This is a genomic window from Actinomadura sp. 3N508, from assembly GCF_044326375.1.
Lineage (GTDB): Bacteria > Actinomycetota > Actinomycetes > Streptosporangiales > Streptosporangiaceae > Spirillospora.
In genome coordinates this window covers 135,029-158,203 of the sequence record NZ_JBIRAX010000005.1, presented here as the reverse complement: position 1 = coordinate 158,203, position 23,175 = coordinate 135,029, and the positions used below count along the sequence as shown (strand labels likewise).

Sequence of the window (23,175 nt, the reverse complement as noted above, 5' to 3'; positions counted from 1 at the left end):
CGCACACTGAAACGCCCCGACTTGTCCTAAATCGGTACCGCCTCTGGCTTTCCGCACGTCAGCGTCTATAGGCTCCGTGCACTTCGGTGATGACCGATATACGCATGGGAGTGACCAGTGGGGAAGTCGGAGGCAGCAGGCACGCTGCGCGGGCGTCGGCGCACCTATCCGATCTGGCGCAGGATCGCGCTGCTTCTCGCGGTGCCGCTGACCGCGCTGTTCGTGCAGTGGGGCATCCCGGCCTCCGTCACGGTGTCCAACGCGCTCCAGCGCTTCGACTTCTCGACCGTGTACAACAACGTCGCGGTGCCGGCCACGCAGGTGACCGAGACGCTGCAGGAGGAGCGGGCGGGCGCCGTCCAGTTCCTGTACCGGTTCAAGATCGCCGACCGGCAGCGCTTCGGTGACCTGGTGGCCAAGACGGACGCGGCGGTGGCCGCGTTCCGCAAGCGGGCCCTGTCGTCCGACACCAGGGGCGCGATGGACGACACGATGGAATCGCGGGTGCGCAAGCTCAGCGACGCCTACAACCACCTGATCACGCTGCGGGAGCGGGTCGGCATCGGCGGCACCACGCCGCTCGGCGCGATCGAGGGGTACAGCCAGGTCGCCGACATCACGATCCGGCTGCTGACCACCCTGGTGAGCATCGACGACAGGACCGTCTACCTGCACACCACCGCGCTGCTGCACAACTTCTGGGCCCGCGAGTTCATGCTGCGCGAGCACGCGCTGCTGTCCTCGCTGCCCGAAGGGCAGATGACCGGCAGCAGCCGCGCGGCGTTCGCCGCATGGTCGGAGGCCCGGATCCAGTACTTCGAACTCGGCCGCGCGCAGTCCTCGGGCGAGATCGAGCAAATCATGTACGATCTGGCGAACTCGGGGGAGTTCACTGCGTATACGACCATGGAGAACAATGTCGTGAACAACGGCATCGTCCCCAATCCGGCCGAGTGGCGCGCCGCGATCGACGCGCTGCGCCCGGCCTGGGCGAGGGACGCCGCCAAGGCGGAGTCCGTGGTGAACAACACCGACGTCAAGCCCGCCGGCCGCCGGATCATGCTCCAGTTCTTCGTGATCGCCGTGGTCGGGCTGCTCGGCGTGATCGCGTCGGTGATCCTCTCGCTGCTGTTCGCGCGGCGGCTCAGCGCCGAGCTGCGCGAGCTGCAGGAGTCCGCGCAGCGGCTGGCGAACGAGCGGCTGCCGCGTGTCGTGGCCAGATTGCGCCGCGGTGAGCAGGTGGACGTGGAGGCCGAGTCGCCGGCACCGGTGACCGGACGGACGAAGGAGGTCGCCCTGGTCGGCGAGGCGTTCGGCACCGTCCAGCGCACCGCGGTCGCCACCGCGGTCGCCGAGTCCGACCTGCGCGCCAGCATCAACCGCGTCTTCATCAACCTGTCGTGGCGGAGCCAGTCGCTGCTGCACCGCCAGCTCAGGCTGCTCGACCAGATGGAGCGGCGCGCCGCCGGGCCCGAGGAGCTCGACGACCTGTTCCGGCTGGACCACCTCACCACCCGCATGCGCCGGCACGCCGAGGGCCTGGTCATCCTTGCCGGGTCGCCGACCGTCCGGGCCTGGGACCATCCGGTCGCCGCCGAGGACGTGGTCCGCGCCGCGGTCGCCGAGATCGAGGACTACACCCGGGTGGAGCTCAGCGGATCCGCCACGGTCGCGGTGACCGGCGACGTCGTCGCCGACATCATCCACCTGCTCGCCGAGCTGATCGAGAACGCGGCCGTGTTCTCCCCGCCCACCACCGAGGTGACGGTCAAGATCGAGACGGTCGCCAACGGCCTCGCGGTCGAGGTCATCGACCGCGGCATCGGCCTGCACCCCGACGAGCTGGACCAGCTCAACCTCCGGCTGGAGGGCGGCGGCGAGTTCGACCTCATCGACACCGAGCGGCTGGGCCTGTTCGTCGTCGCGCGGCTGGCCGCCCGGCACGGCGTCAAGGTGTCGCTGCAGCCGTCCGCGTACGGCGGCACCACCGCGGTCGTGCTCATCCCGCACGCGCTGGTCACGCTCGACGACGACCTGGCCCGCAACAACCCCATCCCGGGGACGGCCCGCACGATGGTCGCCGCCATGGCGACCTCCGACGGGCGGCAGCGGCTCGGCCGCCCGGCCCGCCCGGCGATCCCGGCCCCGGCCGCGCGGCCACAACCGGACGAGACCCGGGAGGACCCGCAGGACGGTCCGCCGCTCACCGGAGCACCGCCGATCGTGACGTCGCCGTCGCCCACGCTCGACCAGCCCGCGCCGTGGTTCGACGACCACTCCGCTCCATACGAGGAGCCGGCTCCTCAGTACGACACGCCGCAGTACGACTCACCTCGGTACGAGCGGACACCCTCACTGGACCCGCCCGCCGTCGCGTTCGAGCAGCCCGCCGTCGCGTTCGGCCAGGCCGCGCCGTACGACCCGGCCGACCCGTACGGGTCGCGCGGTGACCGGCCCCGGCCGCCCGCCGGGGACGAGGAGCCGACCGAGGCGGAGTCCAGCGAGGTCACCGGCAGGCTGCCACGGCGCGTCCGCCAGCGCAGCCTCGCCCCGCAGTTGCGCCGGGGGCCCGCCCCCCAGCGCGCCGAGCCCGCCGAGGTCGCCGCGCCGGACGACGACTTCGACGAGCCCAGCCCGGAATCCAGCCGCGCCCTGATGTCCTCACTACAGTCGGGATGGCTGCGCGGCAGGGTCATGGACGACGAACCGGACGACTCCGGTCCACGCGATGAATGGGGGGAACGATGACGCAGCAGGGCCACGCATCCGGCGAGCTCGACTGGCTCCTCGAAGATCTGGTGCAGCGGGTCGGCGAGGTTCATCAGGCCGTCCTGCTGTCCAGGGACGGCCTGGTGATGGGCGCCTCGAACGGCGTCACCCGCAAGGACGCCGAGTTCCTCGCGGCGCTGTCGTCGGGGTTCCACAGCCTCGCCAACGGCGCCCGCGAGCACTTCAAGGCCAAACAGGTCCGGCAGACGGTCGTCGAGCTCGACGGCCTGCTCTTCTTCGTCATGCCGGCCGGCAACGGAAGCTGCCTGGCGGTGCTGAGCGACGCGGGCGGCAACGCCGGGCTGGTCGCCTACGAGACGACCATGCTGATCAAGCGGGTGCGGCGGCACCTGGCGACCTCGCCGCGCGCCGCCGCCGAGGCTCAGGATCCGACGCTGCGTACGGGCGCCTCGGGCTGAGGCTGAGGCCGCCGTGGAGACTCCCAGAGAACGCTGGGTCGGGCAGGACGCGGGCCCGGTCGTCCGGCCGTACGCGGTGACCCGGGGGCGCACCCGTCCCCAGGGGATCGTCATCGACCTGGTGACGATCCTGGTCGTCACCGGCCGGACGCCCGGTGAGCGGGTGTGGCTTTCCCGCGAGCACCGGCGGCTGCTGGAGCTCTGCGCGCGGCCGTCCACCCCGGCCGACCTCGCCTCGGAGATCGATCTGCCCTTCCGCGTCGTCCAGATCCTCCTGGAGGACCTGTTCCAGCACGGACTGATCGAGGAGACGACCCGCACCGAGCAGCCCGACCGCCCCGACCCTCGAATCCTGATGAGAGTGCTCGATGAACTTCGCCGCCTCTAACCGAACTCCGGGCGAAGCCCGGGGGGTCTGGGAACCCGCTCCCGGGAACGAACCCGCGCCGCCGCCCCCGCCGACCGCTCCCCCGCCGAACCACCTCCCGCCTCCCCCGCCACTCTCAGCCCCGCCCATGGCCCCGGCCCCGATGCCGCCGCCCATGGCCCCGTCCACCATGCCGCCGCCCGTCGCACCGTCGGCGGCTCCGTACCCGGAGCAGGACGTCGACGTCCCGCTGCACACGCTGAAGATCCTCGTGGCCGGCGGCTTCGGGGTCGGCAAGACGACGCTGGTCGGCTCGGTCAGCGAGATCCGGCCGCTGCGCACGGAGGAGACGCTCACCGACAAGTCCGTCGGCGTGGACGACACCGAAGGCGTCGAGCAGAAGACGACCACGACCGTCGCGATGGACTTCGGGCGGCTGACGTTCTCCGGCGGCGTCCGGCTCTACCTGTTCGGGACGCCCGGGCAGGAGCGGTTCTGGTTCATGTGGGACCAGATCTCCTACGGCGCGGTCGGCGCGATCGTCCTGGTCGACACGCGGCGGCTCACCACGAGCTTCGCCTCCATCGACTTCTTCGAGCAGCGCCGGATCCCGTTCGTCATCGCCGCCAACGTGTTCGACGGCGCCCGCCGCTACCGGGTCGAGGAGATCCGCGACGCGCTGGACGTCGACCCGGACGTCCCGATCCTGCTGTGCGACGTCCGGCACCGGGACACGGCGAAGGGCGTCCTCGTCGCGCTGGTCGAGCACGCCCTCCAGTCGTCGCGCTGACGGACCCGGGCGGGGCGAGCGTCCGGGCGGCATTACTGTGGTGGGCGCGAAAGGAGCCGCCAATGCCCGCCACCCGCCAGCTGCCCACCCCCGAGGCCGAAGGCCTCCTCGCGCTCACCCGTGAGATCGCGGCGAAGGAGCTGGCGCCGCGGGCCGCCGACGCCGAGCGCACCGGGACCTTCCCCCGCGAGGTGTTCACGACGCTGGGCCGGGCCGGGCTGCTGACGCTGCCGTACCCGGAGGAGTTCGGCGGCGGCGACCAGCCCTACGAGATCTACCTCCAGGTCCTGGAGGAGATCGGCGCGGCCTGGGCGAGCGTCGGCGTCGGGGTCAGCGTGCACGCGCTGTCGTGCTTCCCGCTGTTCGCCTACGGGACGGCCGAGCAGCGCGCCCAATGGCTCCCCGACCTGCTGTCCGGCGAGCGGCTCGGCGCGTACTGCCTGTCGGAGGCGCACGCGGGCTCCGACCCGGCGGCGATGCGGACCAGGGCCGTCCGCGACGGCGACTCCTACGTCCTCAACGGCGCGAAGGCCTGGACGACGCACGGCGGCAAGGCCGACTTCTACACCGTCATGGCCCGCACGTCCGACGACGGGTCGCGCGGCATCTCCTGCTTCCACGTCCCGGCCGGCACGCCGGGCCTGGAGTTCGACCGGCCCGAGGACAAGATGGGCCTGATGGGGTCGACGACCGCGACCGTCCGGTTCGTGGACGCCCGCGTCCCGGCCGGCAACCTCGTCGGCCGCGAGGGCGAGGGCCTGTCGATCGCGCTCGCCGGGCTCGACGCCGGCCGCCTCGGCATCGCCGCCGTCGCCACCGGCCTCGCCCAGGGCGCGCTCGACACGGCCGTCGCCTACGCCAAGGAGCGGGAGGCGTTCGGCCGCGCGATCATCGAGCACCAGGGCCTCGCGTTCGTGCTGGCCGACATGGCCGCCGCGATCGAGTCGGCGCGCGCCACCTACCTGTCGGCGGCGCGGCTCAAGGACGCGGGCCGCCCCTACGGCCGGGAGGCGTCGATCGCGAAGCTGGTCGCGACCGACAACGCGATGAAGGTGACGACCGACGCCGTCCAGGTGCTCGGCGGCGCGGGCTACACCCGCGACTTCCCCGTCGAGCGCTTCATGCGCGAGGCGAAGGTCATGCAGATCTTCGAGGGCACCAACCAGATCCAGCGCCTCGTCATCTCCCGCCACCTCGCCCGCTGACCCGCCCCGGCCCGGCCTCCCCCGGCCGGGTGTAGGAGGCGCGCGGCGGGGAAGTCGGTGAAGGTCGCCGCGCGGATGGGAGGCCGGGTATGGGCAGTTTGGTGGGACGGAACCTTCTCGCCGGTCCCGAACCGGACGTCGCCGCGAACGCGGGCCATCCCGACCCGCCGCCACGGATGGGGTTCTTCACCGACACGTCCGTGTGCATCGGGTGCAAGGCGTGCGAGGTGGCGTGCAAGGAATGGAACGCCGTGCCCGAGGACGGCCTGGAGTTCACCGGCATGTCCTACGACAACACACAGGGCCTCGGCGCCGACACCTGGCGGCACGTCGCGTTCATCGAGCAGAACAAGCCGATGGGCCACGCCGAGACCGGCGTCGAGCACGGCGACGGCGGCCCAACCGACCTCCGCTGGCTGATGGCGTCCGACGTCTGCAAGCACTGCACGCACGCCGCCTGCCTGGACGTCTGCCCCACCGGCTCGCTGTTCCGCACCGAGTTCGGCACGGTCGTCGTCCAGGAGGACATCTGCAACGGGTGCGGATACTGCATTCCCGCGTGCCCGTACGGGGTCATCGACCAGCGCAAGGGCGACGGCCGGGCGTGGAAGTGCACGCTGTGCTACGACCGGCTCGGCGCGGGCATGGAACCCGCGTGCGCGAAGGCGTGCCCGACCGACTCCATCCAGTACGGCCCGCTCGACGAGCTGCGCGAGCGTGCCGCGCTGCGCGTCGACCAGCTGCACGATCTCGGCGTGGACGACGCCCGCCTGTACGGCCACGACCCGGACGACGGCGTCGGCGGCGACGGCGCGTTCTTCCTGCTGCTGGACGAGCCCGAGGTTTACGGCCTGCCACCGGACCCGGTCGTCACGACCCGCGACCTGCCGTCGATGTGGAAGCACGCGGGCGTGGCGGCGGCCGCGATGCTCGGCGGGCTCGCCGCCGTGTTCGCCGCCCACGGCCGCGCGGGAGGCGGGCGATGAGCACCGCGGAGGTCGGCAAGGGCCCGCGGCGCTCCGGCCGCGGGCGCGGCAGGCACCGGGGCGAGAAGGCGATGGTGCCGGACGCCGAGTTCACCTCCTACTACGGCAAGCCGATCCTGAACCCGCCCGTGTGGAAGGCGTCCGACGTCGCCGCGTACTTCTTCCTCGGCGGCCTGGCCGGGGCCGGTTCGGTCCTGGCGGCCGGGGCGCAGCTCACGGGGCGTCCCGTCGCGGCGCGGGCGCTGAAGATCTCCTCGCTGGCCGCGATCGGCGGGTCCACGGCCGCGCTGATCCACGACCTCGGACGGCCGAAGCGGTTCGTCAACATGCTGCGGGTGATGAAGCCGACGTCGCCGATGAGCATGGGCTCGTGGCTGCTGGCCGCCTACGGTCCCGCCGTGGGCGCGGCGGCCGTCCTGGACGTCACCGGCCTCTTCCCGCGCCTGGGTGGGGCGGCCACCGCCGGAGCCGCCGCGCTCGGCCCGGCCGTCTGCACCTACACGGCCGTGCTCGCCGCCGACACGGCGGTGCCCGCCTGGCACGAGGCCCATCGCGAGCTGCCGTTCGTGTTCGCGGGGTCGGCGGTGGCGGCGGCGTCCGGCATGGCCCTGGTCGCGGCCCCGCCGCGCGAGACCGGGCCGATGCGCACCGCCGCCGTGCTCGGAGCGGCCCTGGAACTGGCCGCCGCGAAGGTTTTGGGGCGCCGGGCCGGGCTGGCCGCGGAGCCGTACAGGACGGGCAAGGCCGGCCGGTTCGTGCGCGCGGGCGAGATCCTGTCGGCCGCGGGCACCGCCGGTAGCGTCCTGCTCGGCGGGCACGTCCTGCCCGGCGGGCGCGTGTTGTCCGAAAGGCGCCGCCACGCGGCGGCGGCGCTCTGCGGCACGGCGCTCCTGGCGGGCTCGGCCTGCACGCGCTTCGGCGTCTTCCACGCGGGGATGCAGTCGGCCCGCGATCCCAAGTACACGGTGATTCCACAACGGGAGCGTGTCCGGGCCGCGGCTGGATAGGCTGGCCCCCCACCGCAGGCGCAGGAGAGGGGCCGTCCCGTGCCCGGTCAGGCCGCCGCCGAGCGAACGCGCATCATCGAGGCCGCGTACCGGTGCCTCGCCGAAGCGCAGGGCGCCCCCGTCTCCATCACCGAGATCCTGACCGCGGCGGGCCTGTCGACCAGGGCGTTCTACCGGCAGTTCGAGTCCAAGGACGCGCTGCTGCTGGCGATGTTCCGGCGCGACGGCGGGCGGGTGATGGCCGAGCTCCGGGAGCTCGCCGCGTCCGCCGGGTCCCCGGCCGAGGCGCTCGGCGCGCTCATCGCGGGCATGCTCGGCATCACCGCCGACGAGCGCCGCCGGCAGCGCGTCCTGGCGCTCACGTCCGGCGAGGCGACCCGCGCGCGGGGCTACGCCGCGGAGCGCGGGCGCGTCATGGCGGAGCAGGAGGCGATCATCGCCGAGATCCTCGCGGCCGGGCGGGCCTACGGCTCGTTCCCGTGGGCCGACCCCGGACCGGACGCGCGGTTCGTCCTCGCCGCGCTCGGCCAGGCGTTCGAGGACCAGATGGCCGGGACGGCCGAGGTCACGGCCGCCGAGGCGGCGGCGCAGCTCACGAGGTTCGCGCTGCGGGCTCTCGGCGCGCGCCCGCCCGGCTGATCAGGCCGCGGATTCGTCCTGCGCCTTCGCGGCCGGACGCCAGAAGACCGCCAGCAGCAGCGCGGCGCCCAGGCCGCCGGCCGGCGCGGTGATCGCGAGGCCCGTCCACCCGGAAAGGTCGTCCGCCACCCCAAGCGCCCGGTCGAGCGACACGGCGCCGCCGCCGAGCGCCCCGGCCGCGCACGCCACCATGATGATCATCACGACGTACTCGTAGCCCTGGCCGGGCCGGAAGATGAAGAAGCCGTTGCGCAGGTGCGCGGTGAGGAACGCGACCGCCATCGTCCCGACCGCGCCCGCGGCGGCGAGCGGGGTGAGCAGCCCGAGCAGCAGCAGGACGCCCGCGCCGAGCTCGGTGCCGGTGGCCATCAGCGCGTGCAGCCGGCCCGGCCGCAGCCCCATCGACTCGAACCAGCGCGCCGTGCCCGCGATCTTCCCGCCGCCGAACGCGTGGTTCCAGCCGTGGGCGACGAGCGTGCCGCCGACGGACACCCGCAGGATGAGGGACGCGATGTCGGCGCCCGCCGCGTCCACAGCCATGAGCGGCCCCTTTCCGGCCCCGGGACGTCACGTCCCCCTGCATCGACCCCGACAACGTACAGGGCGCCCGAATACCGGACGAACCGTGGGGCAAGTCACAGGGGTCGAACTCTGGATCGCGTCACATTTCGGGGTGCTCGGCACATCTTCTGTACGGGTGCCCTCCGGCGGCGCCCAGGGGTGCGGAGCTGGGAGGCGGCATGGGCACTGAGCCACGGCGGTTCGACCTGACGATGCTGCACGCCGCCTACGACGCCTTCCGCCGCGACACCGCCCAGTTGGAGGCCGCGGCGGAGTCGGACGACGTGCTCGCCAAGACGGCGGTGGAGAACACCTGGGCCCTGTTCAGGTTCCACTGGCACGTCCAGGACGTCGCGGAGAAGCGCGCCCTCTGGACGGTGATGTACGCCAAGGAGCCGGACCCCGAGCCCGAGCAGGGCGGCGGCGGCGTGGGACGGCGGCTGGGAGTCGTCCTGGAGGCGATGGACCTGCACGCGCTGCGCGTCGTCCCGATGATGGACGGCGTCGACGCCGCGCTGGAGCAGCACGACCGCGCCATGTTCGCCCGCTACGCGCGCGACCTCCGCGCGACGGTGGGCACGCTCCTGGACTTCAAGGAGTCGGCCGTCCTCCCGCTGATCCCGGACACGCTGACCGCGTTCGAGTGGGGCACCTTCGACGTCGAGTTCCGCGGCGAGCTGGGCCTGCGGGGTCTCGGCGTGTTCCTGCCGTGGCTGCTGGACGGCGCGCCCGAGCCCACCCGCCGGGCGGTGCTGCGGCTGCTGCCGCCGCCGATCCGGCTCGCCTACCGGGCCCGCTGGCGGCCCCGCTACCGGCGGCGGAACCGGCCGGTCGGAACCACCGGCTGACCCCCGGAGTCCGCTCGCCCGCGATGTGACGGGACCCACATGAGGTCGATCCGGCCGGGATGTCACATTCCCTCGCCCCGATAAGTCTCCTGTGTGGATGCGCATGCGCATCCAGCTCGACGGCGACGAGAGGACGTTGACGATGGCGGGATATCGGACGGCCGGCGCCCGGCCCGGCGGGCGGGAACCATCGAAGCTCGTGGGCGGGACGGCGCGGGCCCTCGACGAGCGGTTCGGCACGAACGGCTTCGTCCGCAAGGCCATGCGCAAGGCGTTCCCCGACCAGTGGAGCTTCCTGCTCGGCGAGATCGCGATGTACTCGTTCGTGGTCATCCTGCTGACCGGGGTGTACCTCACGCTGTTCTTCAAGCCGAGCATGCACGAGGTCATCTACAACGGCTCGTACACCAAGCTGCAGGGCGTGAAGATGAGCGAGGCGTACGCCTCCACGCTCGAGATCAGTTTCGACGTGCGGGGCGGGCTGCTCGTCCGGCAGATGCATCACTGGTCGACGCTGATCTTCATGGCGGCGATCCTCATCCACATGCTGCGGAACTTCTTCAGCGGCGCGTTCCGCAAGCCCCGCGAGCTGAACTGGCTGATCGGCATCCTGATGTTCATGCTGGTCATGCTGAACGGCCTGTTCGGCTACTCGCTCCCGGACGACCTGCTGTCGGGGACGGGCCTGCGGATCCTGGAGGGCGTGCTCGCGGGCATCCCGCTGGTCGGCTCCTACGCGGTGATGTTCGTGTTCGGCGGCGAGTTCCCGGGGACCGACATCATCCCGCGGCTGTACGTCGTCCACGTGCTGCTGATCCCGGGCATCCTGGCCGCGCTGATCCCGCTGCACGCGATCGTGCTGACGTGGCGGCAGACGCACACGCAGTTCCCCGGCAAGGGCAGCTCGAACACGACCGTCCGCGGGTACCCGTTCTTCCCGGTGTTCATCGCCAAGACCACGGCGTTCTTCCTGTGGGTGATCGGCGTGACGGTGCTGCTGGCGGCGTTCGTCCAGATCAACCCCGTCTGGCTGTTCGGCCCGTACGACCCGGGCGCGATCAGCTCCGGCTCGCAGCCCGACTGGTACATGGGCTGGCTGGAGGGCGCGCTGCGGACCATGCCGGGCTGGGAGATCAACGCGTGGGGCCACACCGTCTCGCTGAACGTTCTCGTCCCGGCGCTGGTGGTGCCCGGGGTGCTGTTCACGGGCCTCGCCCTCTACCCGTTCCTGGAACGGTGGGTGACCGGCGACCACCAGATCCACCACCTGCTCGACCGGCCGCGCGACGTCCCGGCGCGCACCGGCATCGGCGTCGCCGGCGTGGTGTTCTTCGGGCTGCTCTGGCTGGCGGGCGGCAACGACATCCTCGCCGAGCGGTTCCACATCTCGCTGTTCGCGACGACCTGGTTCTTCCGCGTCGCGATCATCGTCGGGCCGATCATCGGCTACATCGTCGCCTACCGGATCTGCGTCGGGCTGCAGCGCCGCGACCTCGGCGTCGCCGAGCACGGGCTGGAGACCGGCATCATCCGCATGTCGCCGGACGGGAAGTTCAGCGAGGTCGAGCGGCCCATGCCGGACGAGGCCATCGCCGCGATCACCGACCCGCGCCCGGCCGTGGCCGTCCCGCTGGAGGTGCCGCCGCCGAAGGAGGGCGTGGAGAGCCCGCGCGCCCGCAGCGGCGTGCAGCGGGTCCGCGCGGCGCTCAACCGCCGGTTCCGGGCCGATCTGGTGGCCGTCCCGGAGCGGCACCCGGAGGGGGACGGCGACGGCCGCGGACGCGAGCTCACGAGCGCGGAGGACGCGGAATCCGTCTCGCGGCGGTGAGCGGCGGGCCGGTCAGCGCTCGTCGAAGAGGAGGCGGATGACGGGACGGGCCACCGCCACGGGATCGTCGCCGACATCGGCCAGCGCGCCGCTCAGCCAGAGATGCGCGAAGCCGTGCACGATCGACCAGGCGGCGAGCCCGGCCGTCCGCTCGTCCTCGGCGCCGCCGACCGACACGCTGCGGACGCCCCCGGCGAGGACCCGGGCGGCGCGGTCGCGGGCGGCGGCGACGTCCGGGTCGTCGGCGCGGTAGAGCGCGGGCGTGAACATCACCTCGAAGTAGGCGCGGTGGCCGACGGCGAAGCGGATGTAGGCGAGGCCCATGTCGTGCAGGTCGTCGCCGGCGGCCTCGAGGGCGTCCGCGAACCGGGCGTAGCCCTCGGCGGCGACGGCGGTGAGCAGGCCCGCCTTGTCGCCGAAGTGGTGCGCGGGCGCGGCGTGCGAGACGCCGGCGCGGCGTGCGATCTGACGCAGGCTCCACCCGGCGGTGCCCTGCTCTGCGATCGCCTCGACGGCGGCGTCCAGGACGGCCCGGCGCAGGTTGCCATGGTGGTAGCCCTGATTGCGGCTGAGCTGGTCGGTCATACCCCGACCATATCTTGTCATTGACAAGATATGGGGGTTCAGTCGGGTTCTTTGGCGAACTCGCGCAGGCCCGGCAGATCGATGACGGTGATCTTCCGCCAGCCGGTCCGGATGAGGCCCTTGCGGCGCAGGCCGTTGAGGGCGCGCGCGACCGTCTCCCGGGAGGCGTCCATCCAGCTGCCGAGCTCCTCCTGGGACAGCGGCGGCCCGATCTCGATCGAGCCGTCCGCCGCGGGCGGGACGTGGTGCGCCGACAGCTCCGCCAGATCGGTCAGCAGCGCGGCGAGCCGCTGCGCGCCGCCCCTGCTCATGTGGGCGGTCAGCCGCCGGTCGGAGTCGTCCAGGCGCTGGACGAAGGTGCCGGTGACGAGCATCCACACGTCCGGGTGGACGTCGAGGAAGCCGGTGAAGCGGGCGGCGGGGACCACCAGCGCGCGGACGGGCGACAGCGCGGTCACCGTGGCCGACCGGGTCCGGCCGCCGAGCACCGCGCTCTCGGCGAGCAGGTCGCCGGGCCCGCGGACGGCGAGGACCACGTCATGGCCGTCCTCGGTCGCCGAGGTCACCTTCGCCCAGCCCCGCTCGATGATGATCACGTGGTCGGACTCGTCGCCCTGGTACACCAGGGGCGCCTTCACCGGGTACTGCCGGGGCCGTCCCGCGGCGCGCAGCGCGGACCGCTGCGCCGGATCGAGCGCGGCCCAGAACCCCGCGCGCGGGGAGGACGCCGCGTACGGTGCCACCAGCCGCCTCCCTTGCCTGTGGCCTACCTGAACAGTAAACCCGACGAGGGCGCGCGGGCACGGCGCCGACCGGCCGCCGCGTCCGCCTCCGGCCGCGGCGCGGAGCCGTCGGCAAAAAGTGACAGAATTCGCGGCGGCCCGTATCCGTGGCGGCCCGCAGGCGCGCAGCGCGCGCCCGTGCCCCGGATCGGGCGCCGATGCGACCGATCCGGGGCGGGGTGCGGCAGGGGCGCGACGGGGGCGCTAGGCGTCCCGCAGGATGCCGGTGGTGGCCGCGCGGTAGGCCGTCGGGGTCACGCCGTAGGCGGCGCGGAAGGCGCGGCTGAACGCCGCCGCGTCGGGCAGGCCCCAGCGGTTCGCGATCGCGCCGATCCGCTGCGTCCCGAGGAACGGGTCGCTGAGCTCGCGCCGGCAGTGCTCCAGGCGGCGGGTGCGGACGTAGCGGGCGACGGTCGTGCCCGCCGGCTGGAACACCCGGTACAGCTGCCGGACGGAGATGTGGTGCGCCTCCGCGATCGTCGCCGGGCACAGCGCCGGATCGTGCAGCCGTCCCTCGATCCACTCCTTGATCGAGCGCAGCATCTCGGCTCCCTCCGGTGACGGTGACGGCGGCGCGCCCAGCCATTCGCTGGCCGCGCCGGTGACGAGCTCGACGATCGCGCCGCCGAGGTGGTGGGCGTAGGGCTCGTCGGTCGCCGCGCCGTCCTCGACGCCGTCCTCTGCGAGGGCGCCGAGGAGCGAGGAGACCAGGCGCCCATGGCGGGTGCGCTCGGCCATCAGCGTGCCGCCGAAGGCGGCCAGGCGCTCGGGCGGGAGCGGGACGGCCCGGTGCGGGATCACCACCGTGAAGATGTGGTGCGCGTCGAAGGAGATCTCGACCGGGCGGGTGAGGTCGTAGAACACGACGTCGCCGACGCCGACGCGGGCGTGCCGGCCGTTCTGGCGCAGCACGCAGGAGCCGCGCAGGACGAGGCCGAGCTTGTAGCACTCCCTGGTGTCCCGGGCGATCTGGCGGGCGCTGCGGCGCACCGCGTGCGCGGGCGCGTACACGTCGCCGGCCTCGACCGGGCCGAGCGTGCGGCCGGCCAGCCGGGCGGAGAACCCGCCGGCCAGACGCGGGTGAATATGGAAAGGACCGAAAGCCGACGTGATCAGGTGGCGCCAGTACTCGGCCTGATCGCGGGCAGCATGATCCGAGGTGTCAGCGAGCGTTGACATGACGCTCCTCCGAGGTGAGCGGGCGGGGGGTCTCGGACGCCACCCGCCAGGTTTCTACGAGGTTTCGGGAAGGTCAATGAGCGAGTCGGCACGAGGCTCGCGGCGGGCTTTGTCACTCGGCGCCAAATGTCGGGCAGGGAAACCCAAGACCCACCCCTCGTGACCGGCCTATACATGTCGCGACGACTCCTGGGAGCCCCGCCAGCCGGGTATCGGAAGATCCCGAAACACCCGGATAGACCTCGAGAGGAAACCTCCCCATGCCAGAGGACGAGCAGGAACAGCTGGAATCCGGCATCAGCCGGAAGAAGTTCATCGTCGCCGCGGGCATCGGCGCGCTCGCCGTCCCCACGGCCGTGACGGCTGTGACCTCGGCGACCGCGTCAGCGGGCACCACCGCGCCGCGACGGCTGCCGCTGACGCCCAAGTGCACCGACGGCGACGACGAGCCCACGCCGGCCCAGACGGAAGGCCCGTACTTCACCCCGGGCTCGCCTGAGCGGACGGACATCCGGCAGGGCAAGCAGGGAACCCTGCTCACCGTGACCGGGATCGTCTACTCGCAGGACTGCAAGCCGGTGAACCGCGCGCTGCTCGACTTCTGGCAGTGCGACGCCGCGGGCGTGTACGACAACGTCGGCTACGTCCTGCGCGGGCACCTGTTCTCGGGCGCCGACGGCCGCTACAGCCTGACGACGATCGTGCCCGGCCTCTACCCCGGCCGCACCAAGCACATCCACGTCAAGGTCCAGGCGCCGAACGCCCGGATCCTCACGACGCAGATGTACTTCCCGAACGAGCCGCGGAACAACACCGACACGATCTTCGACCGCCGGCTCCTGATGACCATGAGCCAAGGCCCGACCGGTATGACCGGCACGCTCGACTTCGTCGTCCGCGTCTGACCCCGTCCGGCCGTCTGACCGCCTACTGAAGCAAGGTTCCGTCGCTCCCGCGGAATCCAGTCCCCGCCCGGGCACCGGCGCGCCCCGGCGGGGACTTCCGCATGCCCGGAGGAAAAACGGCCCGGATGAAACCGGGAAGTGATCCGAATCGGCCGCGAACCGCCATAGAAATGGATAGTCTCCCTCCGATCACTTTCCGTTGTGTAAGGAAAACTGGGAGCACACGCGGCATGAACGCTGCCAACCGGGCACAGGTCATCACACGGTGGGGAGCCATCTCCTTCATGGCGGCCGCGGTGCTGACCGCCACCGCGGGCGGCTTCGCCCAGTCCTACGCGGGCCTCTACCACTGGGCGCTGGAGCACGGCCTGCGCGGCTGGAAGGCCGAATCGTTCCCGCTGCTGGTCGACCTTTTCATCATCGTCGGCGAGCTCGGCCTCTTCCTGCTGGCGATCGACGCCTTCGTGCTGCGCCGCCGGCAGCTGATGAGCTGGCTCGACTTCTCCCTGCCGCTGACCATCGCCCTCGCGGGCTGGACGGCGAGCCTCATCTTCAACGTCGGCCACGTCGGCCAGCAGTCGTTCTCCTTCCAGGCGACCGCCGCCGTCCCGCCGATCGTGTCGATGCTCGGCCTGTTCGTCCTGCTGCGGACGCTGCACCGGTACGTGTCGCGCGAGGTCGAGATGGCGAACGAGAAGGCCAAGCCCGAGCCGCAGACGCGCGCCATCGCCGGGCCCGTGACGCTGAACCAGATCACGCTGATGCCGCTGCGCAACACCGGCCCGTTCCCGCAGATCCAGGTTCCCGGCCATTCCGGGCGGGCGATCGAGTCGGGCGCGCCGTCCACCGCCACCGCGACCCGGCAGGCACCGGACGGGACGGCCGAGGGCGCCGAGCCCGCGGAACCGGCGGAGTCCGCGGACGGAGCCGCGCCGAGCCCGGCCGCCGCCCAAGCGGCGGCAGCCGCGCCCGCGCCCGCTGCGCCGCCTGTGCCAGCGCCCGCCGCGTCACCCGCGCCCGTTCCGGACCCCGAGCCCGAACTGGCCGTCGTCAGCGCCGCGGCGCGCGGGAGCGTCAACGGCCGCAGCGGCTACGGCGCCACCGTCGAGGAGCCCGCCGCGCCGCCCGCCGCCGTGCCGGTCGCCGACCCGGAGACCCTGCGGGCCCTGGTCATCGAGGTGCTCGAACGCCGGCATGGCGACGTCGCCGCGACGCTCGCCGACGTCAGGGCCCAGGGCCACGTGTGCGGCGAGGCCGACATCCAGCGGATCAGCGACAACCACTGGTTCCCGTACGCGGTGTACCGGCTGCTGGCCAAGCACCACGGCGACGGCGCGCTGGTGGCGCAGGAGCTGAGGGCGCAGGGCATCCGCTACGACCAGGCCGCGCTGGACGAGCTCGTCCGCTCCTGGCGCGTCTGACGCCCTCGGTGCGTCCGGCGCGCCGGGTGCGTCCGGTGCCCGCCCAGCGCTTCGGGACCTTCCGGACGGCCTACGACTCGCCGGAGATCACGGCCGAGCCCAGCGACGCCTGGGTGATGCTGTTGGCGGCGGTCTGGATCGTGGAGTTCTCGTTGAGCTCCGTCAGCGTCGCCCGGTTGAGGGCGTAGACGGTGAACGTGTAGGTGTTCACCGAAGAGGGCGAGCACGGGCCCTGGTATCCGAACAGGCTCGCGCTTCCGCGGTAGTAGATCTGCCTGGATCCGGCGGGGACGGCCGGCTTGTAGACGTGCTCGACGTTCTGCGGGAGCTCGGCCACCGTCGCCGGGATGTCGTAGATGATCCAGTGCAGCAGGTTCCGGTTGTCGACGTCCCGCATGATGATCGCGTAGCTCTGCGTCTCGGCCGGGCCGCCCGTCCACGCCAGCGGCGGGGACTCGTTCTTCTTGCGGGGGTCGTTGTCGCCGCTGCTGGTGCACTCGTGGACGATCGGGATCCGCCCGCCGTTGGTGAAGGCGGTGCTCGTGATGGCCAGCGCGGCGCCGTCCGGCCCGGCGTCGGGCGACGCGGACGAGGGCGACGTGACGGCGGCGACGGCGGAACCGCCTGCGCAGACGACGAGCAGAGCGGACAACACGACTCGTTTGATGGTCACGGAGGGCTCCTAGAGGGTTGCGAAAGCTGACTCCCCCGCCCTTCACCCAGGTGGTTCTGGCCGCAGCGTAGGAAACGCGTCCGGCGTCCGCCATTGCAGGCAGTGCCGGATGCGAATCCGTTCTTGTCCCTCCCTGCCAGACCCGTCCCGGCCGGACCCGGCCACCGTCAACAGCCGTGCGCGGTCGACAGGCGTAGGCGGTCAACGGGCGGGCGCGGTCAATAGGCGTAGGCGGTTCCGCACAGCGGGACGTCGTCGGCCTCCGAGAGGTCCCCGCCGATCGCCCTGCCGAACGGGTCGACGCCGGTCAGGCAGGCGTACCGGGGCGGATCATGCGCAATGAGCACCCCGACCGAGGTCGCGACGCCGGCCTTGGGGGTGATCGTCCGGGTGACGCGCATCGGCTCGCCTTCCTCGAACTCGAAGAAGATCGTGCTCTCCGGGGAGCCCTTCCGCAGCACGCCGTAGCCGGTGCGTCCGTCCGGGCCCATCACGGCGCTGGTGAGGACCGCGGCGGCGTCCCGCTGCCGGAACAGGACACGGCCCGCGCGCAGGTCGGCGCCCTGCGCCTCGGTGTCCAGGGCGTGCACGGCCGCGTTCCCCACGTCGAATCCCAGCCCCCCGCGGCCGCCGCTCCCGACGTCGATCCCGGGCGTCGCGCCCGGCCGGACGTCGCTGATGACATAGCCGAGCGTCCGGTCGTTCTCCGCCCAGACGATCTGGCTGACGAGCGCCGGGCCGGGCGTGCTCCACGTCCGGCGGCGCCCGGAGCCGATGTCGAGGACGGTCACCGAGGCGCCCTGCGGCGGCGCGGCCGAGCCCTTCCCGTCCGCGCAAGGGGCCGTCGTGTAGGCGAGCCTGCCGCCGTCCGGGCTCATCGCCAGCCCGCCGACGCGTGCCGGGACGGCGTCCGGAGTCAGTGGCGCGGTACCCGTCGCGTGCCCAGCGCTGGTGAGCTTGAAGCGGTAGAGCCGGGTTTCGCACGGCTCGTCCCGGGTGGAGGCGACCACGAACGTCCCGCCCGGGCCGCCGACGATCTCCCGTGCCTTGCCGGCGGACGGCGACGGAGACGGAACCGAGCCCACCGGCAAGTAGCGCCCGTCCTGCCGGTACGCCTCGACCCTGATCCACGGCTCAGGCCCGCCCTGCCGGGAGGCCGTCGGGAGGCTTCCCACGCTGAGGACGAAGCGCGGCTCCCGGCCGCCGGGCCACCCGCCGGACGAGGCGCCGTCGCCGACCAGCAGTTGCACCGCGCCGATGGAGGCCGCGACCGACACGGCCAGGGCCACCGGCGCCGCCCATCGTCGGAGCCGCCAGGACGGGGGTTCGCGGTCCTGCGGCTCATCCCGTACGTCAGCCATCGGATGATCATGCCGTGCCGGATGCCCACCGTGTGGCTATACGCCACGATTGGTAACGGATTCCTCCGGATCGGTGAGCAGCCGGGACGCGAGGGCGCGCAGCTCCCGGTCCTCGTCGAAGGCGCGCCAGCCACCGTCCCAGTGGTGGCGCCGGTCGGAGTCGAGCAGCCGCCGCGCCGCCGCCGCTTGTCCCGCCGTCGCCGGTCCCAACTCGGCGAGGTACCGCATGGCCGCCCACCGCATCGGCAGGTACCGGCCGTCGGCCAGCTCGTGCAGTTCCGGCCACAGCATGCAGGCCGCCGCTTCGGTGTCGCCCGTGACCCGATGGTAGGCATGCGCGGCCCTGACCCCCGTCCAGTCCTCCCGGACGTCGAGGAGCGGCCGCAGCCGTGCGGCGTGGACGGCCGCGAGCGGCCCGAGGTCGGCGACCCGGGCGAGCACGATGGGAGCGTCGCCGGGGTCCTCGAAGCGGCCCTCCACGGTGGCGAGCAGCGGCTCCGGGTCACCGGTCACCTTCCAGAACGCCCAGGGCAGCACGACCCTCCCGTTCCGCGCGGCCCAGTCGTCGCCCGGCTCGAGCGGCGCGGCGAGCGCGGGCGCCGCGTCGATGGCGGCCGGGCCGATGGCGCCGAGCGCCTCCGCGGCCTCGACGACCGCGTCCGTCCGCAGCAGCGGGATGAGATCGGGGACGGCGGGCGCCGCCGCCGGTCCCCACTCCGCCAGCACCCCGGCGAGGCCGCGGGCGAGGGCGGGCTCGCCGAGCCGCGCGCGGATCGCCGGGAGCAGGACGTCGGCATGCCCGCCGAGCAAGGCCAGTACGTGCCGGATCGATGGGGGGCTCGTGCTGAACGGGCTGGACGAGCCGGTCGTCACGTCGATGTCGGACGGTGCGCCCCCGAGCCGGTCCAGGAGCCGCGGGAGGCAGCGCGGATCCCGCCGCCGCGCCAGGCCCCAGACGGCGAGGTCGGCGATCCGGCGGTTGCCGTGGCGGGACAGGCGCGCATCGTCGTCCAGGCGGGCGGCGAGCAGGTCCGAGCGGGTTCCGGGCGGGCCGGTGTCGTCATCGTCGAGCACCGCGAGGAGGTGGGTCGCGTAGGCGCGCACCACCGGCACCGCGTCCGCGGACGCCCGGACCAGATCGGGCAGGAGCCGCCGCGCGGGCGAGCGCCAGTGGACCAGGACATCGGCGGCGATCCGGACGGCCCCGCGCCGCCGGTCGGCGTCCGGCGCGCCGATGAACGCGGCGGCGAGGTCGGTGCGCGCCTCGGCGGCGCCCGCCGGGGCGATGGGGCCGGCTCCCCCGGCTCCGGATTCTCCGGGACTGGTGGCCGCGAGCCGGAACGAGATCCAGCCGAGCAGCCGCGCCGCGACACCGCCGTAGAACTCGACCAGTTCGGGGGGCGTGTCCCCGACCCACGGGACGTCCCGCCACACCGCGACGTCGCCGCGGGCGGCCGCCATGAGCGCGCCGAGATCGGGACGGTGCGCGCCGACCGCCTCCGCCAGCGCGATCTCGGCGGCCGGCGCGACCTGCCCGCCGGCGCCGTCGTCATGGCGCAGGTCCCGGAGCCAGCCGAGGGTCTCCGGCAGAACCTCGGCGGTGCAGCCCTCGGCCAGCCTGCCGGCCGCGAGCACGATGCAGATGCGTGCCGCGCCGTCGTCCTCGCCGGGCCATCGCCCGCGCAGCGCGGGCACGATCACGTCGGCGTCGCCGGTCGCCTCGGACAGCGCCTTCGCCAGCCCCCGCCGCACCGCGACGTCCGGGTCACCGACCAGCGTCAGGAGGCGCGGGAGGGCGGCGGCCCACGCGTCCGGCCATCCGGCGTCGACGCTCCGCACCAGGTTCGCCTCGCCGACGAGGCTTCCGATGAGCTCCAGCACACCGGGCCGCACCGCGATGGCGGGCGACGCCGCCATCGCGGTCAGGTAGGGCAGCGCGGCCGTCGCGGCCGAGCAGACGAACCCGCCCTGATGGAAGATCTTGACGTCGAGCCGGTTCAGGTCGCGGCCGGGATCGGGGCCTTCGGCGATGCCGCGCAGCAGGCCGGGGACGTCGTCCGCAGGCCCGTACGCGTGCTCAAGGGCGGTCCAGTCGATGTCGTCCAGGCCCCGCAACAGCGTCACAAACCGGAGATCATTCCATGGTCCCGGTGTAGGCGGCGATCGTATTGTCCGCGGCGGACCGGGCGGTCGCCTCGTCGTCCCCCGACTCGACGTGGGCCCGGTACCAGCCCTCGCCGCTCTGCCGCGTGAACTCCTTGCCCTCGTCCGTCATGGCCCACTCCGGGCCCATGTCCGCCTGGACGTCCGCGCCGGACGCCAGGTGCAGCGTGAGGCCGAGGAGCCCCTGCTCCCAGCCGATGCCGACCGCGCCGGGCCCGTACTGCTCCCAGTGGTCGTCGACGTGCGCGATGTGCTCCAGCTCCAGCCGGGACCGGCCGCCGTCCTCGGGCGTCAGCCGCACCTCGATCCAGCTGACCTGGCCGCCGAACTCCCAGGTCGCGAAGTAGCTCTTGGGCGGGTCGCAGCGCTCGATCGTCCCGCTGGCGTTGCCCTCCAGCTCGAACCGCCCGCCCTGCCGCAGGTCGCCGGAGACGGGCAGGAACCAGCGGGAGATGCGGTCGGCGCTCGTCACCGCCTCCCAGAGGTCGTCGACGTCGGTGTCGTAGGTCCGGCCGATGGTCACGGTCCGCGCGGTCCCGGCCTCCAAGACCCGTTCGCCGACCTGCCGCCGCACGGCGTTGATCTGGCCCGTCACATCGATCATGGCTCGCTCCCTGAGTCGCTGTCGCTCCGATCCAGGCGGCGGGCGCGCTTGCCGCGCGCGATCTCCGTCGCCAGGGCGTCCAGATGCGGCGTCCAGTACTGGCGGAACCGGTCGAGCCAGGCGTCGATCTCCCGCAGCGGACCGGAATCGACGGCGTAGAGCCGGCGCGTCCCCTCCGCCCGCACCACCGCGAACCCGCTCTCCCGCAGCACCTTCAGATGCTGCGACACCGCGGGCTGCGAGATCCCGAACTCCTCCTGGATGACCGCCGACACCTCCCCGGAGGACCGCTCGCCGTCGGCGAGCAGCTCCAGGATCCGGCGCCGCACCGGGTCACCCAGCACATCGAACGCGTGCACGCCCACAAGCTACAGCCTTCACTTATATAAGCCAAGCGTTAACGAGAGAGCTATCCGCGGGTCAGGAGGTCCTCGAACGGCACCGGATCGTCGTACGGGTCGGCCTTCGCGGGGGCGGGCCTGGAGTCCATCAGCGCGGCCAGCTCGCCGGCGGCGCGGGTGACGCGGTCGGCGAGCCGGCCGGCGCCGCCGCCCCAGTCCTCGGACGCCGCGTACACGGCGGTCGGCACGACGGCGGCGCGCAGGTAGGCGAACAGCGGCCGCATCGCGTAGTCGATGGCCAGGGAGTGCCGCTCGGTGCCGCCGGTCGCGCCGAGGAGCACGGGCCTGCCGTCCAGGGCCTCGCGCTCCAGGACGTCGAAGAACGTCTTGAACAGGCCGCTGTAGGACGCGCTGTAGACGGGCGTCACGGCGATGAGGCCGTCGGCGTTCGTCACCGTCTCGACGGCGGCGCGGAAGGCCCCGGACGGGAAGCCGGTCAGGGTCGCGTCGACCATCGCGTGCGCGTGGTCGCGCAGCTCGATCGTCTCGACGGCGACGTCCCCGCCGAGCGCCGTCGAGGTCGCCGCGGCGAGCCGGTCGGCGAGGAGCCGGGTGGACGACGGCTGCCCGATCCCGGCGGAGATGACGGCGAGCGTGCTCATCGGGCCTCCTGAGTGATGCGCGAAGCATGCGTCGGAGCGGTGGCGGGGACGTGTGCCGGACGAAGCGCCTCGAACTCCCTGCGCAGCACCGGGACGACCTCCTCCCCCAGCATGTCGATCTGCTCCAGGACGGTCTTCAGCGGCAGCCCCGCGTGGTCCATCAGGAACAGCTGCCGCTGGTAGTCGCCGAAGCTGTCGCGGAACGTCAGGGTCTTGTCGATGACCTGCTGCGGGCTGCCGACCGTCAGCGGCGTCTCGGCGGTGAACTCCTCCAGCGACGGGCCGTGCCCGTACACCGGGGCGTTGTCGAAGTAGGGCCGGAACTCGCGGACGGCGTCCTGGGAGTTCTTCCGCATGAACACCTGCCCGCCGAGCCCGACGATCGCCTGGTCGGCGGACCCGTGCCCGTAGTGCTCGTAGCGCCGCCGGTAGAGGCTGATCAGCCGCTGGAAGTGCTCCTTCGGCCAGAAGATGTGGTTGGCGAAGAAGCCGTCGCCGTAGTAGGCGGCCTGCTCGGCGATCTCCGGGCTGCGGATCGAGCCGTGCCAGACGAACGGCGGGACTCCGTCCAGCGGGCGCGGGGTCGCGGTGAACGACTGCAGCGGGGTGCGGAACCGGCCCTCCCAGTCGACGACGTCCTCGCGCCAGAGGCGGTGCAGCAGGTGGTAGTTCTCGATGGCGAGGTCGATGCCGTCGCGGATGTCCTTGCCGAACCACGGGTAGACGGGTGCGGTGTTGCCGCGCCCCATCATCAGGTCGACCCGGCCGTCGGCCAGGTGCTGGAGCATCGCGAAGTCCTCGGCGATCTTCACCGGGTCGTTCGTGGTGATCAGCGTGGTCGCGGTGGACAGGATCAGTTTCTCGGTGCGGGCCGCGACGTAGCCGAGCATCGTGGTCGGGGAGGACGGCACGAACGGCGGGTTGTGGTGCTCGCCGGTCGCGAAGACGTCCAGGCCCACCTCCTCCGCCTTGTCGGCGATCGCGACCATGGCCTTGATCCGCTCGGCCTCGGACGGGACGCGCCCGGTGGTCGGATCGGGCGTGACGTCGCCGACGGTGAAGATGCCGAACTGCATGCCG

At 72.8% G+C, this 23,175-nt stretch carries 23 protein-coding genes; 12 read left to right on the top strand and 11 right to left on the bottom strand.

The window, feature by feature from the left end; translation table 11 throughout:
* The first annotated feature begins 117 nt into the window (after positions 1-117).
* The 8 genes from ACH34S_RS19680 (at position 118) to ACH34S_RS19645 (ending at position 8,182) form a co-directional block, all read left to right on the top strand.
* Positions 118-2,748 (top strand): nitrate- and nitrite sensing domain-containing protein, encoded by a 2,631-nt coding sequence (locus tag ACH34S_RS19680; RefSeq protein ID WP_395954134.1) that lies wholly within the window; start codon positions 118-120, stop codon positions 2,746-2,748.
* Positions 2,745-3,188, top strand: a complete 444-nt coding sequence (locus ACH34S_RS19675) for a roadblock/LC7 domain-containing protein (protein WP_395954133.1) — start codon at positions 2,745-2,747, stop codon at positions 3,186-3,188. Before ACH34S_RS19680 ends, ACH34S_RS19675 begins: the two co-directional genes overlap by 4 nt.
* Before the next feature lie 13 nt (positions 3,189-3,201).
* On the top strand, positions 3,202-3,576 hold the full coding sequence (locus ACH34S_RS19670; protein WP_395954132.1) for a DUF742 domain-containing protein: 375 nt from the start codon (positions 3,202-3,204) through the stop codon (positions 3,574-3,576).
* A gap of 154 nt (positions 3,577-3,730) precedes the next feature.
* A complete protein-coding gene (locus ACH34S_RS19665; RefSeq protein WP_395954131.1) occupies positions 3,731-4,345 on the top strand; it encodes a GTP-binding protein in 615 nt (204 codons plus the stop codon).
* Positions 4,346-4,407: 62 nt separating this feature from the next.
* The gene (locus ACH34S_RS19660; RefSeq protein WP_395954130.1) at positions 4,408-5,550 is read left to right on the top strand and encodes an acyl-CoA dehydrogenase family protein; all 1,143 of its coding nucleotides are present in this window, start codon (positions 4,408-4,410) and stop codon (positions 5,548-5,550) included.
* Between the two features lie 176 nt (positions 5,551-5,726).
* Positions 5,727-6,536 (top strand): 4Fe-4S dicluster domain-containing protein, encoded by an 810-nt coding sequence (locus ACH34S_RS19655; protein WP_395954543.1) that lies wholly within the window; start codon positions 5,727-5,729, stop codon positions 6,534-6,536.
* On the top strand, positions 6,533-7,543 hold the full coding sequence (nrfD, locus tag ACH34S_RS19650; protein WP_395954129.1) for an NrfD/PsrC family molybdoenzyme membrane anchor subunit: 1,011 nt from the start codon (positions 6,533-6,535) through the stop codon (positions 7,541-7,543). The genes ACH34S_RS19655 and nrfD overlap by 4 nt, the downstream gene beginning before the upstream one ends.
* Positions 7,544-7,582: 39 nt before the next feature.
* Positions 7,583-8,182, top strand: coding sequence for a TetR/AcrR family transcriptional regulator (locus tag ACH34S_RS19645; protein ID WP_395954128.1), 600 nt, complete (start codon positions 7,583-7,585; stop codon positions 8,180-8,182).
* Here the strand turns inward: ACH34S_RS19645 and ACH34S_RS19640 are convergent, their stop codons facing one another.
* Positions 8,183-8,722: a DoxX family protein gene (locus tag ACH34S_RS19640; protein WP_395954127.1), complete on the bottom strand. Its 540-nt coding sequence runs from the start codon at positions 8,720-8,722 to the stop codon at positions 8,183-8,185.
* 200 nt (positions 8,723-8,922) lie between these two features.
* Between ACH34S_RS19640 and ACH34S_RS19635 the strand changes: the two genes are divergently transcribed.
* Positions 8,923-9,591 carry a hypothetical protein gene (locus ACH34S_RS19635; protein WP_395954126.1) on the top strand — a complete coding sequence of 223 codons (669 nt, stop codon included), beginning with the start codon at positions 8,923-8,925 and terminating at the stop codon, positions 9,589-9,591.
* A gap of 97 nt (positions 9,592-9,688) precedes the next feature.
* Entirely contained in the window at positions 9,689-11,419 is a 1,731-nt protein-coding gene (locus ACH34S_RS19630) for a cytochrome bc complex cytochrome b subunit (RefSeq protein ID WP_395954125.1), read from the top strand.
* A 12-nt stretch (positions 11,420-11,431) separates the two neighbouring features.
* Here ACH34S_RS19630 and ACH34S_RS19625 read toward each other — a convergent pair whose 3' ends face one another.
* The 3 genes from ACH34S_RS19625 to ACH34S_RS19615 form a co-directional block, all read right to left on the bottom strand.
* A complete protein-coding gene (locus ACH34S_RS19625; RefSeq protein ID WP_395954124.1) occupies positions 11,432-12,004 on the bottom strand; it encodes a TetR/AcrR family transcriptional regulator in 573 nt (190 codons plus the stop codon).
* Between the two features lie 38 nt (positions 12,005-12,042).
* The gene (locus ACH34S_RS19620; protein ID WP_395954123.1) at positions 12,043-12,747 is read right to left on the bottom strand and encodes a Crp/Fnr family transcriptional regulator; all 705 of its coding nucleotides are present in this window, start codon (positions 12,745-12,747) and stop codon (positions 12,043-12,045) included.
* A 243-nt stretch (positions 12,748-12,990) separates the two neighbouring features.
* Positions 12,991-13,965 (bottom strand): helix-turn-helix domain-containing protein, encoded by a 975-nt coding sequence (locus ACH34S_RS19615; protein ID WP_395954122.1) that lies wholly within the window; start codon positions 13,963-13,965, stop codon positions 12,991-12,993.
* 260 nt (positions 13,966-14,225) lie between these two features.
* On the opposite strand from ACH34S_RS19615, the gene ACH34S_RS19610 reads away from it, so the two are divergent.
* Together ACH34S_RS19610 and ACH34S_RS19605 are read left to right on the top strand one after the other, a co-directional pair.
* Positions 14,226-14,870 (top strand): dioxygenase, encoded by a 645-nt coding sequence (locus tag ACH34S_RS19610; RefSeq protein WP_395954121.1) that lies wholly within the window; start codon positions 14,226-14,228, stop codon positions 14,868-14,870.
* Positions 14,871-15,100: 230 nt separating this feature from the next.
* Positions 15,101-16,291, top strand: coding sequence for a DUF2637 domain-containing protein (locus ACH34S_RS19605; RefSeq protein WP_395954120.1), 1,191 nt, complete (start codon positions 15,101-15,103; stop codon positions 16,289-16,291).
* Between the two features lie 70 nt (positions 16,292-16,361).
* On the opposite strand, the gene ACH34S_RS19600 is transcribed toward ACH34S_RS19605, so the two are convergent.
* The 7 genes from ACH34S_RS19600 to ACH34S_RS19570 all read right to left on the bottom strand — a co-directional run bounded on the left by ACH34S_RS19600 (position 16,362) and on the right by ACH34S_RS19570 (position 23,171).
* Positions 16,362-16,964 (bottom strand): YbhB/YbcL family Raf kinase inhibitor-like protein, encoded by a 603-nt coding sequence (locus ACH34S_RS19600; protein ID WP_395954119.1) that lies wholly within the window; start codon positions 16,962-16,964, stop codon positions 16,362-16,364.
* A 218-nt stretch (positions 16,965-17,182) separates the two neighbouring features.
* Complete coding sequence (locus ACH34S_RS19595; RefSeq protein WP_395954118.1) at positions 17,183-18,325, bottom strand: hypothetical protein; 1,143 nt, start codon at positions 18,323-18,325, stop codon at positions 17,183-17,185.
* Positions 18,326-18,361: 36 nt separating this feature from the next.
* Positions 18,362-20,449, bottom strand: a complete 2,088-nt coding sequence (locus ACH34S_RS19590) for a hypothetical protein (RefSeq protein ID WP_395954117.1) — start codon at positions 20,447-20,449, stop codon at positions 18,362-18,364.
* 10 nt (positions 20,450-20,459) lie between these two features.
* Positions 20,460-21,092 carry an SRPBCC family protein gene (locus tag ACH34S_RS19585; protein ID WP_395954116.1) on the bottom strand — a complete coding sequence of 211 codons (633 nt, stop codon included), beginning with the start codon at positions 21,090-21,092 and terminating at the stop codon, positions 20,460-20,462.
* Positions 21,089-21,451: an ArsR/SmtB family transcription factor gene (locus ACH34S_RS19580; RefSeq protein WP_395954115.1), complete on the bottom strand. Its 363-nt coding sequence runs from the start codon at positions 21,449-21,451 to the stop codon at positions 21,089-21,091. Before ACH34S_RS19580 ends, ACH34S_RS19585 begins: the two co-directional genes overlap by 4 nt.
* A gap of 50 nt (positions 21,452-21,501) precedes the next feature.
* On the bottom strand, positions 21,502-22,095 hold the full coding sequence (locus ACH34S_RS19575; RefSeq protein WP_395954114.1) for an FMN reductase: 594 nt from the start codon (positions 22,093-22,095) through the stop codon (positions 21,502-21,504).
* The gene (locus tag ACH34S_RS19570; protein ID WP_395954113.1) at positions 22,092-23,171 is read right to left on the bottom strand and encodes an LLM class flavin-dependent oxidoreductase; all 1,080 of its coding nucleotides are present in this window, start codon (positions 23,169-23,171) and stop codon (positions 22,092-22,094) included. Before ACH34S_RS19570 ends, ACH34S_RS19575 begins: the two co-directional genes overlap by 4 nt.
* Between the last annotated feature and the right edge of the window lie 4 nt (positions 23,172-23,175).